Origin of the sequence: Candidatus Berkiella aquae (genome assembly GCF_001431295.2) — a bacterium.
Taxonomy (GTDB): domain Bacteria; phylum Pseudomonadota; class Gammaproteobacteria; order Berkiellales; family Berkiellaceae; genus Berkiella; species Berkiella aquae.
Window position 1 is genome coordinate 942,192 of sequence record NZ_LKAJ02000001.1, and the last position, 14,282, is coordinate 956,473.

At 35.2% G+C, this 14,282-nt stretch carries 10 protein-coding genes and 1 tRNA gene; 3 read left to right on the top strand and 8 right to left on the bottom strand.

The annotated features are described in order from the left end of the window. Positions 1–727: 727 nt before the first annotated feature. From HT99x_RS04435 to HT99x_RS04445, 3 genes are all read right to left on the bottom strand, one after another. Entirely contained in the window at positions 728–913 is a 186-nt protein-coding gene (locus tag HT99x_RS04435; protein WP_075066851.1) for a glutathione S-transferase N-terminal domain-containing protein, read from the bottom strand. Beyond that, positions 898–2,970 carry an SEL1-like repeat protein gene (locus HT99x_RS04440; protein WP_158003402.1) on the bottom strand — a complete coding sequence of 691 codons (2,073 nt, stop codon included), beginning with the start codon at positions 2,968–2,970 and terminating at the stop codon, positions 898–900. The genes HT99x_RS04435 and HT99x_RS04440 overlap by 16 nt, the downstream gene beginning before the upstream one ends. Before the next feature lie 841 nt (positions 2,971–3,811). Then, complete coding sequence (locus tag HT99x_RS04445) at positions 3,812–5,128, bottom strand: hypothetical protein (RefSeq protein WP_075066848.1); 1,317 nt, start codon at positions 5,126–5,128, stop codon at positions 3,812–3,814. A 411-nt stretch (positions 5,129–5,539) separates the two neighbouring features. Here HT99x_RS04445 and HT99x_RS04450 point away from each other — a divergent pair, with 411 nt between their 5' ends. Further along, on the top strand, positions 5,540–7,342 hold the full coding sequence (locus HT99x_RS04450; RefSeq protein WP_075066892.1) for an ATP-binding cassette domain-containing protein: 1,803 nt from the start codon (positions 5,540–5,542) through the stop codon (positions 7,340–7,342). A gap of 103 nt (positions 7,343–7,445) precedes the next feature. Further along, positions 7,446–7,808 (top strand): hypothetical protein, encoded by a 363-nt coding sequence (locus HT99x_RS04455; protein WP_139016620.1) that lies wholly within the window; start codon positions 7,446–7,448, stop codon positions 7,806–7,808. Positions 7,809–7,970: 162 nt separating this feature from the next. Here the strand turns inward: HT99x_RS04455 and HT99x_RS04460 are convergent, their stop codons facing one another. Next, the gene (locus HT99x_RS04460) at positions 7,971–8,192 is read right to left on the bottom strand and encodes a hypothetical protein (RefSeq protein ID WP_139016619.1); all 222 of its coding nucleotides are present in this window, start codon (positions 8,190–8,192) and stop codon (positions 7,971–7,973) included. Between the two features lie 196 nt (positions 8,193–8,388). Between HT99x_RS04460 and HT99x_RS04465 the strand changes: the two genes are divergently transcribed. After that, complete coding sequence (locus HT99x_RS04465) at positions 8,389–9,651, top strand: translesion error-prone DNA polymerase V subunit UmuC (protein WP_075066846.1); 1,263 nt, start codon at positions 8,389–8,391, stop codon at positions 9,649–9,651. Positions 9,652–9,960: 309 nt separating this feature from the next. On the opposite strand, the gene HT99x_RS04470 is transcribed toward HT99x_RS04465, so the two are convergent. The 4 genes from HT99x_RS04470 to HT99x_RS04485 form a co-directional block, all read right to left on the bottom strand. Then, positions 9,961–11,010, bottom strand: a complete 1,050-nt coding sequence (locus tag HT99x_RS04470; RefSeq protein WP_075066845.1) for an ankyrin repeat domain-containing protein — start codon at positions 11,008–11,010, stop codon at positions 9,961–9,963. Positions 11,011–11,488: 478 nt separating this feature from the next. Next, the gene (locus HT99x_RS04475; protein ID WP_075066843.1) at positions 11,489–12,160 is read right to left on the bottom strand and encodes a helix-turn-helix domain-containing protein; all 672 of its coding nucleotides are present in this window, start codon (positions 12,158–12,160) and stop codon (positions 11,489–11,491) included. Between the two features lie 575 nt (positions 12,161–12,735). After that, positions 12,736–12,812 (bottom strand) — tRNA-Met (locus HT99x_RS04480). A gap of 120 nt (positions 12,813–12,932) precedes the next feature. Then, complete coding sequence (locus HT99x_RS04485) at positions 12,933–14,204, bottom strand: hypothetical protein (protein WP_075066841.1); 1,272 nt, start codon at positions 14,202–14,204, stop codon at positions 12,933–12,935. Between the last annotated feature and the right edge of the window lie 78 nt (positions 14,205–14,282).

Here is a 14,282-nt window from a genome sequence, read left to right on the forward strand (position 1 = left end):
TCTTGCTTGATTATTAAATTCAAGTAATTTAGCTGTGTGTTCGAATTATATCCTTTTTTTTGGTTATTACTTATATCAAAAATTGTAAAAGTGTGTTGTGTAACCGCTTTTCCAGTTGCATGCGATAGATAATTAAGAAAATTCTAAGCCCGATCCACAACAATCGAACATCCGCATAGACCTTATAAACCCGTAATGTAATTTAGAGTTTATTTCACAGATTAAAATTATATTTACCTAGTACTTTAATAAAATTCGCCATGGTTTAAATTTTAGCCAAATATCAGATTTAATAAATGCAGGACGAATCTTCATACGTTCAAAGTAATTAACTAACCAGGGGGTTTCATTTATTGGATTATCTTCGCCAATCATGCACAACCTAGCAAACAACACGATAGTCACGATATCAGCAGAGCTTGGTTTTGCGCCAAATAGCAATGCAGAGGTAGAAGGTAGTAGTTTGATATATTCGCGAATCTCTTCACGTCGTTGATTTAATTTTATCTTTAAATCTCCTTAAAAGTAGTGCAACCGCTCATTGTTGAGTGCAATTTTGTTTTGTATGGCAACCGGATTGGTTGATGCTTGCTCGTCGTTTTTAAGCTGTTTTATCATGCGTTTTAGCATATAAGGAAATAGTTTATGAAGCAGAGGTATTTTGCCATTGCTTTGCCAAAGGTAAGATGTTCAATAGAGATTTGATAGTGAGCAGAAACAATTTTCTCTATGTCAGGCAGCAGTAGGGATCGGTGTCATACCATGTATCAGCCGCATTTTTAGCAGCTAAATTTAAAATATCGCGACTGTCTGTCCATATTTGATTATTATCCGTTAACGTGGGTACCGTTATAAAGGGATTAATAGCACAATACCATGCAGATAATTGCTCTTTTGCTAAATGGATATCCACCCTAGACCTTTCTTTTGCGAACTAGTGTCGTCGGTATACCTGTCCACTATCTCTAAAGCATCGTTAGTATCTTTTGACAAATCGCTTGTGCGTCCCGATTCAACTACTGAAAACCGTAATACCGGCGGCACTGGCGTTATGAGTTGAACAGGGTCTATCATTTCTTTAAATTTGGTTTCCCAATTTTCTTGTGTTAAGCCACTCATTGCATCAAATGCGGGTAAGTGATCTAATCCACCTTGTAAGGCGACAGAATACAAATTAAACATAATAAACATATGACTATTTTGTTGTTCTTGATCACAATTTATCAGAAAAAACATGGCTTTCTTAATATGCTGAAGTTTGGAAATTTCTAGCCCGTTAAGCGCATGACTATGTTCAATCTCAAAACCACGCAGCATTGCTGCTTGATACTTTTTACCAGCGGGTGTCATTTTAGAATAAGCTGTTGAAGCTTCTGCTAAGCAACCTTGAGATTCAAAATACTCCCCTAAATCATAATGCGCGTTTGAATATCCTAGTGTATGTGCTTCGTCTGCAAGTTTAACTAGCCTCAGAACCACGTTTGTCTCAGCCCGGTTAGCTTTTTGTTTCGAAATCAGTCCAAGCGTTTTAAAAAATTCATTGCGTGCATCCACAAGTGGTCTAAAATCAGACAATAATCTTGCTTGACGAGTAAAACCTAACATCCTCAAAGCGTTAGCAGTAATTTTCCCTTTAGTTTGGAATAAAATATTTCTCACGGCGGTCTGGTGACCTTTACGAGATAGTGAACTTAAGTTAGTGAGAATTGTGCAACCAGCTTCGCCGGTCGTAAAGAATTTTGCGTCTAAATCAGCACTAAATTTATTCAACAATGCCAAAAAAAGGTGTTCTGAATCGATTTCCCCATGAGTATACAAGAGATTATTCAACAGGAAATGGAATACATTGGGTGAAGCACTAAAAGGCTTAATCACATCGCTTAATTTGACCTGCAGTAGATATAAATTTAACTTTATGATATCTCTAATAAGATATTGAATATTAAGTGCACAGCATTGACCTTCAATCGAATTGCTTCTGATTAATTCAACTTTGCTTCTGATTAATTCAATTATGCTGATGTCAATATCAATTTTGTCTTTACATTTCACTATCATGGCAATTAGCGTTTCACACGAAATTTGCTCAGACAGCTTGATATGTTTTAGATTATTAAAATCATCTGCACAAAATTTTTCTGCAAATCGAAGCCAAAGTGTTTTCATGATGACCTTTGAATGGCTTGAATGCATCAACAATCGATTTAAGAATGTTATACCTTCTACATCTCTAGTTCTCAGTTGATCTAAAGTAACATTATAGAGTGAGAAGAATGAACCTACAAAATTCTCTATATTAGCCTGAGATGGCTCCTTCAGCGGTTGATCTTGTTTCAATTCATCGGGCAAGGGGGGGAGTTCTTTATGTCCCTTGAGTTGTATAATACAAAGTAAAAAATAATTTGATAATAAAAAGTTTTCATTTGTCCCCAACCCAAATCCATAATAATTTCTTAAGAAGTTATAAAGTTTTATTAAGTCTTCGTATTTTAATTTTTTCAGTTCTTCAGCGTTTCTTACGAGCCGCAAAGCAAGATCGAAAGCTTCTTTATAATCAGGTGCTGTACCCACTCCTAATGTTTTACAGAGTATCACTGCCAATACAGCATACCCATCACCGGCTTTTGCATTGGCTGAAAAGCATGCATAAGCTTTTGGCCAGTCTCTAGGTATTCCAATACCAGTAAAATAACAATAACCTAGCATGGAACTTATCTTAGGGTTTAGTCTGTCTTGCTCTTGCGCACAGATGAATAAATTTCGATGGTATTTTTTATCCTTTAATTCTTCATAGGCTAAAGCCAACCTATACCACGCAGCTGGTTTGTCGGGATTGTTAATGAGAGCCTCACGCGCAGTAGATAGGGGTAGGGCCTCAAGGCGGGGAGTTAATTCCGCTGTTGCTTCAGGAATTCTGGATGTAAGCATATATCTCTCAGTATGATGATGACAAAAAATTGAAAGTATCATAACTGAGTTTTTTGAGTGTGTAAGTGGTAAAAATCGCTATTTATGATGTACCCTTAGCTCAAAGTAGGTCGCCTTAGCACCAATAAATTCCCAACCGCGGCTTGATGAACAAAGAGCACTTGCACTATAGGTGGGAACCGGACATGATCTTTTGCCGCACAACCGAGGCAATTCACGAAACTTTCCTGTCTTGCCTATGTCCAATTTGTAAAGATTAGTGGAAATAACCTTGACTTAATTGAGTCCATCGGATATCTAATCCGGCCAATTAATAAGGAACTATAGCATGCGTTTTCTGTATATCTTTTTTGTATGTATATATGCTTTCATAATGATTTTTGTTTATCCTTTGGCGCTAGGTTTTTCTGCACCGACGACGACTATTAACACTACTACCATTTTGGCTTGGAGTATATTAGCCATATTTCCATTAGCAATGATATTTGGATTATATAAAGCGTCAAAAATCGCTTTCCCTAAAAAAAATCTACATGTAACTGAAAAGCGCTCGTGGTTAAAATTTCTATTTTATGTTCTTTTGCCATTTATCGTTATCGTTACTCCAGTACTCGTATTATTGATTATAATGGTATTGTTACAATTTAGTACTGCATCAAATCTTTAAAATGAAATATGTGTTTAACGATACCAGGATTTGTCATTAGAGATTTCTGCAAATTTTCTCCTGACTTTTGGTCAGGTCTTCAAGCTGAACAGATTAAGCAAATAGGCCGAGATACGATTACAACGGAATATCAATCTCTCAGGAAAATCTCTTATACAGGGTATAATTAATAGAGGATTGAGGGAGAAATCAGATTCCTCCCTCCTAATTGTTAAATTACTTCATCGCCAAATTAATCGTCTTCTTAATGTCATCTAATTTAAAATCACTATTCATATTAGCAATGGCATTGGTAATTTTATGTCTTTGATAACTATTTAAAAAGTTAGGTAATTTATGTTCATTTTTTAAATCGCCTAAGGCTTTTGAAATTCTCTTATGAATTGTATGGTTAAAATTGGGATTTGAGAATAAAGGCAGTTCTGACATAGGTCGCATATCCTGATAATCACTTGTCGCTAATTTAGCTGTAAAATCATAGGATTTCTTATCTAAGGTGCTTTGTAACAAAGCTGCATCAGCATTCCCTTGATCAATTTCAGCTTGCGTTGGTTTGTAAATGAAGCGCCCTGAAGTGAGGAGATACCAAGCAAATGCTTGTTGCTGTTCTTGGGTTCCATCAATCAAGAACTCACTTAATTCGCTGATGATGATATTACAATTGAGGACTTTTACAATGTCTTCTGGTAGACCTTGACATGTGTTATTAAAATGCCATAGTTTAGCAGAAATATTCTTGACTATTAAATCAATCTCATTTGTTAAGATATCCACGGATGCGTTATCACCACTGTTTGCAAACTTTTTATTGAGAAGATACAATTTGCTCGCTAATGCACGATTTGCAATATTAGCATGCTTTTCTTTGCATAATTCTCTTATTGGATTTTTTAATAGATGTGGAATTTCCGACATGGCAATCATTGTATGATATTGGCCATAGATAAAGTTCTGTAAAAATTCATGATTTAGCTCTGTTGATAACATTACTAATAAATGCCATATAGGCATTCTGATATTCGTATTTTGGGGACCTACTTTTTCAAACCAATTAATTTTAAGGTTTGAGTTAGTTATAAATTCATTAAGTAAATTTGTTAAAAATTTTAGATCGTTTTCTGAAACCTTATTACTCCATCTCAATGCATTACCTAGGATATAGACCATCATTGTAAACAAGGGCATATTATCATTAGAGTCAACGTTAAACGACGGTATATTCCAATCAATTTTTTCTATGTTTTCTGACAAGGCCTTTGTAAGCATTTCGATAGCTAAAGCGGCAGACTGATCATCTACAAATACTTTTTTTGCATTCTTAGCAATAATGACAAGTAAATTGTTTACATCAAGTTGTTCAATAGGTGTGGTAGATACAAAGTTATTAATTTTTTCCAATATTTCAGTTCGATTTTGATCAGTAATATTATTTAATGTTGATGCTAGCTCATCTAATTGCCGCTGAAGCTCATTTAGATCATATCTCATTTTTTTAGGATTATTTCCTAGTTCTGTCTCTGCCCCACGTTTCATAATAGATGCCTTATGTGATGTTAAAATAACACAAACTATAGATGTCAAATTAAATGACATAAAGGATTTCCCGACGGGAAGAAGGGGGTCGAAGACAAAGACAATTGTTTTTATTATATTCGAACAAATATAGTCTTTTTTGTGATACCTACACGAGCTAATCGTCACGATAAATTTTAAAACAAAGCATCCTCATCGCCGTGAAGGTTACAGCAATGACGAAAAAATTTAGTTGGGATAACTCAGTACAAATAAACATGGCCACATTGACATAATTGAACGAGATATTCTCAGCTTGAGCGTATGATGTGTATGGCAAATTATTCAGGTTGTTTATTTAAACCTTATTTTAATTCAGTCGATATGATACATTTAGAAACTAATTATGTTCCAGTTTTTCAGGAAAGCTGTATGGATCCACAACTACAAATTAATCAAAATTTGCCTGGGAAACTATTTTCTTTCATATGGCATTATTTAAAAAATAAAAAATCATATTTATTGTTTTTTCTGTTTTGTGGACTACTGGGTGCAATTGAGATGTCACTTAGTCCTTACTTATTAAAAGTAATCATAGATGCAGTAGCTCGTTATCCTGAAAACGACCAATTATACAATGCCCTATTGATACCAGTAATAATTTATATATCTATACCAATGGTTTTAAACATATTTTATCGGTTTAATTCCTACCTGCAATTACTTTTATATCCAGAGATTAAATCATCTATCAGTAAAGATATGTTTTCTTATTTAATGCACCATTCACATACTTTTTTTCAAAATCATTTTGCGGGAAGTTTAATAAAGAAAATTTCTAACATGTCTGACAACGTAGAATCAGTTATTAGAATGCTATTCGAGTTATTTATTCCCAGAATATTTTCAATTCTAATCGCGAGCATTACTTTATTTGCTGTAGTGCAACCCATTTTTGGCATTTTTCTTTTTGTATGGGCACTTTCGTTTATGAGCCTATCGTATTTAGCTGCAAAAGGTTCAGAAAAAATCTCAAGAGAACTTTCTGAGACAGGAGCGAAGGTAGATGGGACCATGATTGATTCCATCTCTAACGTTATGGCGGTAAAATTATATGCCAATCTTCCTCAAGAGATTTCATATATTGATAAAGAGATCCAGCAAGTAGTTGCCAATGATCGCAGATTGCAATGGAGAAATTTAAAAATCAATTTTGGACAAGGAACCGGTGTTACCATTTTAATTGGTACAATGATATTGTCTCTTATCTATGGCCGTGTAAATGGCACAGTTAGCCCTGGTGATTTTGCACTTGTGATGATGATATCGCTTACTTTTCTTGATGGCGTTTTTAGGGTGGGAAGTGATCTGCAACAATTTTCTAAATTAATTGGAACTTGTAATCAAGCTTTAAGCTTTGTTAGATTACCACATGAGATTAAGGATGCTCCAGGATCATCTCCAATTAGGATCAAGCATGGTGAAATAAAATTTGAAAATGTGAATTTTCAATATATTGATAATCAACTTCTATTCAATAGTCTAAATGTCACTATTCATCCTGGTCAAAATGTTGGATTAGTCGGCTATTCAGGAGGCGGCAAATCAACCTTTATTAAATTAATATTACGCTTAATAGAGCCCCAAGGTGGTAACATCTTGATTGATGATCAAGATATTCAAAAAGTTGCACTTCGTTCCTTAAGAAAGCAAATAGCAACTATTCCACAAGATCCAGAATTATTTCATCGAACCATAATGGAAAATATACGTTTTGGTAGATCCGACGCTACAGATGAAGAAGTTATTGAAGCTGCCAAAAAAGCGAAATGCCACGAATTCATTTCTGAGCTACCCAATCAATATGAATGTTTAGTAGGTGAGCGCGGAGTGAAGTTGTCAGGTGGACAAAAGCAAAGAATTTCAATTGCACGTGCATTCCTCAAACAGGCTCCTATTTTGTTATTGGATGAAGCTACTTCAGCTTTAGACTCAATAACTGAAGATTACATAAAGGAAAGTTTGCATGAATTGATGATTAATAAAACAACTATTGCAATTGCGCATAGATTATCGACATTAAAGGATATGGATAGAATATTGGTATTTGTTGATGGGAAAATTGTAGAAGATGGTTCCTTAGAGACACTGCTTCAAAATACAAACGGCCATTTCTATAAACTTTGGAGTAGTCAAGCTGAGGGCTTTATTGCACCAGATGCTCCCACCTTTTAAAGTAAGAAAATGATTTCTTTAGTTCCACTATTAAATAGTTTGATATTTCATGAGAATGCTCCTTTATTTGGGACATTATTCGAAAAGGGAATTGCCATATTGATTGAATTATCAGGATATTGTTCGTTCTAAAACGATGAATCAGTCTGCCGTTACCCTCGTACTAAGAGCTGACACGTCAGATTTTACCGAATCCATCCGCCAAGCCGAACAAGAATTCTCATCTCGCTTCAAAAGCATGGGCAGCACATCGCATGTCCATGCTAATAAAATCCATGAAGACTTTGCAAGCTTTACAGAATGGGATATTGAGAAAGCAAATAGCGCAATACAAAGTGCGAAAGATATTATCCAGAACCTGTCACAATCAGGTGCAGCAACCAAGTCCTATCTGATAGAACAAGCTAAACAAACCGCTCTATTTTGTTTCAAATCAAAAATATTGTGTCAATTAATTGCAATATAAAAATGAATTTATTTAGTAACAATCTTGTTAGATTTAATGCGAGCTCGAATCCATTTACTAATGAGACGGTGTATTCGAATGAAAAAAAATTATGTTGGGTATAATATTGTCTTAAAGCAGGCAATAATTTTTTATTTCATAACGGCTTCAACTCAAATCTATTTAGGTATTGTTGCGTAGCCTTTCTTCTGCAAAACCATTTAGGATCCAAATCAGCAATCGACAAGGAATATACATAAGACCGGGAAGAATAATTCCAAGCCCAAGAGCTAAAATTAAATCATCTGGATTAGATGCTCCAAATGCCGCCATAGCAAATGAACAAAACCATACTAGAGATAAAAGTTTCCATACTCTTAATACTCCTCTTTTCCAATTTATCAAGATTCACCCCGCCCTTATGCATTACTAATTTGGCAAACCGCACATCCTACAAATTGCATTATTAGAAATCAAATAATTATTTGATAAAAATAGCGAGAAAAATCATTATTTAGGATCATAGCTAACATGCTTGATCCTTGCAGAAATCCGATCTATATTTTTGATAACTGTGCATTAATCAAAAATTAGGTGTGTAATGTTTGCCTTAATAGATTGTAATAACTTTTATGTTTCGTGTGAGAGAGTATTCAATCCTCGAATTGATGGCAAACCCGTTATTGTTTTATCCAATAATGACGGCTGTGTAATTGCACGTTCTAATGAGGCAAAAGCATTAGGTATTAGGATGGGACATCCTCTTTATCAATGTAAAGATCTGGTAAAGAAACATAAAATTTTCGTTTATTCATCGAATTATGCTTTATATGGAGATATTTCGAATAGAGTAATGAAGTTATTACAAAGTTATTCACCGGATTTTGAAATATATTCAATTGATGAAATTTTCTTAGGGCTGTCAGGATTTTCAAATTGGGATTTGACTGAATATGGAAAATTAATTAGAAAAAGCATTTTACTTGGATTAAAAATGCCTGTTTCGATTGGGATAGGGCCAACTAAAACGTTGGCTAAACTGGCTAATCATTTTGCTAAAAGCAGTCCTACAGCAGAAGGTGTTTTCGAAATTAAAAATGCGATTTTAGTGCAACCTCTTTTAAAACTAATTCCTGTTGATGAAATTTGGGGCGTAGGAAGGCAATGGTCCTATCGGTTGAAAGATATTGGCATTAAAACAGCTTACGATTTATCTGCATGTAATCATTATGAAATAAAGAAAAAATTTAGTGTTATATTGGCAAGAACCGTATTAGAGCTGCAAGGAATCAGTTGTATCGCTCTTGAAGAAATGGCTCCACGTAAAAATATTATGGTATCTCGATCCTTTGGGTCACCAGTAACTTTATATAGCGATATAAGAGAAGCAGTTGCCAACTTTGCTACCAGAGCAGCTGAAAAATTACGAAGCCAAAATTCCTTAGCTACAGGAATAATGGTTTTTATTAGAACTAACCACTTTAACAAAACCGATTCGCAATATTCAAATTCTATCAGTTTAAAATTTCCGATTGAAACTGATAACGCCATGGTTATTTTAAAATATGCCGTCGAGGGGCTACAAAAAATATTTAGAGAGAAATATCGATACAAAAAAGCAGGAGTCATGCTTTTAGATTTAATACACGGAAGGGTAACTCAACCTGATATTTTTATTGATGATAAGGTTATGAATAATCATAATTTGATGAATGCCTTAGATAAAATTAATGGGAAATACGGCAAGCAGACTGTCCAGTTTGCTGTTTGTGGGTATAGAAAGGCTTGGAAATCGCATCAAGAAAATATTTCTCCTTCATATATGACTCAGTGGGATGAATTATTAGTGGTTTATGCTAATTAATGTTGAGTTTTTTACCTTAAATCGGACGTGCAAGAGTAGAGAAAAAGAAAGCGTGAAGATGACCAACAAAAGGAGCCTGTTCAACCGCTCAAAAAACGTAAACTGAATTAGTTAAAAGTTGTCACTGCCAATATCTCAATTCTTGGCATCCAACAGGGTGACAAGATTCAATCCTAAGCCAAAGTTAAATAGACTCGCCGTTCAATAAGTTCCTTACCCATTTTATAAATTTTACATAAAAGATATTCATGAGCCATGCTTGACCCTAAAAATAATTAGGGGTCGGTATCTGACCCCATTTTCTCTATCTTACGAATTGAATTGAAGCTTATTCTTATTATTAGCTGCAATATCTAGCTTTTCATTCGCTGTTTCGAATTCTTTACTAACCTCATTCTCTTTTTTTAAACCAATCGATGAATAAGAATACAACACTGCGTTAGAGGACTCTGGAATGATGATGTCGCCGTCAGCAATATTTTTGATCGCTTGCTGTATTTTGCGCTTTGCTTCTTCAATGATCTGCGTATTTTTTATTATTTCATCTTGAGTAGTCCCAGTTATATTAAGGCTTAAATTTTTAACCCTTTGAATATTGCCAGTAAAGGCTGCAGCTTCAATAGCTTTCTTTTTTATAGAAATATTGCATGTCGGATGTATTGTCATGAGTTCAACGAGATCGTCATATTTAAATTCAATAGCGAAGTTAAATGCGGCTTTATTTTGTGCCTGCACTGTTACCAAAGGATGGGCAAGTAATTGTTTTGCTCTTTGATGATATTCCTCAATTCCTGCCCAAGCTGGAATCGGGTTATGATGCAGCGTTTTGGATGACCAATAATTAAAAACTTCATTATCACCTCGCACGGCGCTGAGGAAAAGCTCATTCATTTTTCGATACCCTGTCAAAAATCTCCATATATCAGACTGATGACATTTTTCTACTAAATCGCTAATTCTATCACTATAAACAGCTTGTTCTACGCTAGGGTGATTTAACAAAAGCTTGATGATCTCTAAAAAACGTCCGGTTTGAATCACTTCACGTAGAAGCAAATTGTCATTCGCTGATGGCTCGGTTCTAGGATCTTTTAGTAAACGTTCAACTACCTTTGCATGCCCTTTCTCTGATGCAATTGACAAAGCTCCCTGAGGATCCACTCTAGGATCAGTTAATAATAATTCAACAATATCAAGATGCCCGTGTGACGCTGCACTGTAGATAGGCATGTTTTGATCACCTGAAGGATCAAGAAGAGGATCTTCAAGCATCTTTACAACACTTTGATAATCTCCTTCCTTGGCTGCCATCGATAACGCAATAATGGGTAATTTAGTGAGGTGTGCATAATTTATCATTCTAGTATCACTTACTTTTTTGATGAAATTGTATGATGGTGATGGTAATCAATATTTGTTGTTAATTCCAATGATTCTTGTTGTCACTTTTTTGTAGATCTACTTTATTAGGGCATAGCAACCTAATAAAAAGGTGTATTACTTTTAATCGAAAATGGATTATGTTGGTTGTTCTTATTCTTAAGCTGAGTATGGCTTAGGTGTGCTTGAAAAGGTTCATTTAGAGAATATTAGAACAGATCGAACAAATGCAACATTAGTATTGGAAAGTGAAAACAGATCAGGCGAATTTATGTTTTATGATTTCCTCAACAAAAAAGTAGTTAACTATAGCATTCATGATTTATTTTCGAATGAAAAAGATATTCTTCGAATTGATTATCACGATATTTTTCAAATTGGAATCAGTTCTGGGCGAAGGCAATACAATTCAAATTTATTAAAACAGTTTTTTATGTGCCGTTAGATTTAAATATGTTTACCTACTCTGGAAATAGCGCTTTTCTAAGACAACGCCAATAATCACATGTTCAGAAATCTGATAGCAAAGAGAACTGGTATCATCGATCAGGTTATTGAATTTCCATTCAGGGGCATCAATAATTAATTCTCTAGCTGAAAAAATATTATTTTGTCTAAAATGGACAATTACAATATCACCATCTTGGGGCTGAGCATTAGGATCTATAACAAAAAAGGTTCCTTGAGGAAACCGGGAATACATTGATTTTTTTGAGGCTAACAAAAAAGCATTTTCAGATACCTCAATAGAAACAGGCTGCCAGCTTCGTTTTGCCTTATCTGACACTAAAGAATTAAAATGCGTGATATCTGGCAACTCTTCCCATTCTAATAGTGGTAACACCCTATAATTTCCATAATCATTTGTCAGATCATTACTTAAAAGGTGGGAAATAGGTACTTCAAACAACTGGGATAACCTACTTACGATGGAAATTTTAGGATCACTTGTTTGGCCACGGAATATTCTATTCAATGTTTGAGGAGGACAATCTATCCTTCTTGCAATTTCTGCTTCACTCAATCCCGATCTGATCGAAAGATGCTGTAAGTTTTTCGCAATAATGCTACTGAAAGAAACTTCTTGTTTTGCTTTCTCCTTCGGAGTTCTTTTAAGTGCATCTTTCATTCTTAGTTAACTCACGTCAAAATTGAGATGATAGTTTTCAATAGTATCAATAAAAATCTAAATTTACCAAATTATTATTAATTGTAACTCACAAATATAATTAATATCTCATAAATTGACATATTTATATCATTAATGGGATTATTAAGTTAATGTGACAATAAATTTTTCGAATTAAGTCGACAAGGAAGTGAGCGGTGAGATATTCAGAGAATTATGTTTGGTTCAAAAATGTACTCTGGCAAGACAAAGGGATTATTATTGATTGCTTGGCAGATATCTCTCAATGTTTGCTTCCCTCAGGGCCAATGCTAATTCAAGAGGGTGAGAGTTTAATTATTTACACGGACCCACTTATTGCTTTGGCCTCTAAACAATCAGAGTGCCTAGGTTGCCTCTTGAGATGGAGTTACCCTGTGCTCCAAATTGAAAAAAGCCTTTTTGATGACTTTAAAATGCTGCTCATAAATTGCAACTCGGCCTGAATTAAGAAAGAACCAAAGTCTATCTGGGCTTCCAGTGGGCTTCCGAAATGAGAGTTGTTTATTAGATGTTTCGTAAGTCTTTGATTTTTATGGTGGCTATGGGTGGACTCGAACCACCGACCTCAGCATTATGAGTGCCGCGCTCTAACCAGCTGAGCTACATAGCCACGAAGTAGACGCGCATTTTGGCGATTAGACTGCCAGATGTCAAGAGAAGGTTGAAATGCATCATTATATGGATGTTTGCAAGCTAACAATATAATTAACTTGTTAGCTTGCGCTTGATGCTACTCGTAAAGATAAGGCCGGCTTTTCTTCAAAATCTGCGAGGCAAAAGAAGGGGGAGCAGTCGAAGTCGATGCAGATGCCTTGGCAGGTTGCTCACACGTCGAAGAATAGGCTGGTAGAAAGCCAGAGAGTGTTTCATCCAATGCCGCTAAAGAAGGTGGTTCATCCTCAACGGTCAATTTTCCAATCAAGTCGTCTAAGTCATCTTCTACAGGTAAATGAGATAATACTTTATCAGCTAATTCAAAATGCTGCGCTTCACGAACGAAATCATAAAAATCTTGTAGGGCCTTCTTTAATTGCGGATCACCTTTGGGTAACCGTTTTATGGCGTGTTGTAACCATTCCCAGGCTTCTTGAGGATCGTCATCTTGAACTAACGTAACCAGCGATAAATTGGCATAATATTCTTCCAGCTCTAATGCAAAAAGAAAATAATCTGAAGCCAGCGTAAAATTCACCGTGCCCATATAATGCTGACCAATTTCTAAAAAATCCCGGCCAGTTAAAAAAGGATGTTTATGGGCATCATTGGTGGGAACTTGCAAAAGAGTACAAAGCTTCAATGATTTTAAAACTTCTTTTGCAAACGGTCGATTATGCAGAAAACGATGCTTAAGTTCTCGAATGAAAAGCGCATATTCTTCCGGGTCACTTTGGATTGTCATTCGAACAAATACAGAGTGTAAAATAAGGTATTCTAAAACATGCTTTGCCCAATCTCGCTTTTGAGCATTTTCATTATCTTTGGTCTGCAAAATAAACAGCAAATTATTTAAAATACTTTTTATTCGAGTTGGGCAAATTTTAATCAAATCATTAATGGTTTGAGGGTCAAGATGGCTTAAAAAATCCGGATTGACACAAATATAGAATGCCAAATGGGGATTACGGGAAGTATAGGGAACTAAACTGGCATAATTAATTTTGCGGCATAAATTAGCATTTTTGGCAATGACAAGGCCAACGCGACAAAGCGCAATATGTTGCGGCGAGCGCTTCAGCACGGTATCTGCTTTGTTTAATAAGTTTTGTAGATTTTCCGATGAAAGTTCATCACTTAATACTGGGTTTTGCAGAAGACCTAACCAACAAGTGGGAATATTCTTTGCAAAAACAGCCTCATAAACCGCTTTGGCATCATGAGGGTTTTTCATTTCTTTTATTCTGCTGGCGGCTTGTTTGTAGTCTCTGAGAGAAAGATCGCTTTTGAGTAATTGAATGTCATGTGAAAGGGGTGGATTATGGCGGGCACTAAAACCTGAAATCATGGGAAAAACTCTATTTCTGAAAAAACGCAATCATACTTTTTAGAAAAATGAAGTCAAGCGAGATTTTTATTAAGCCAT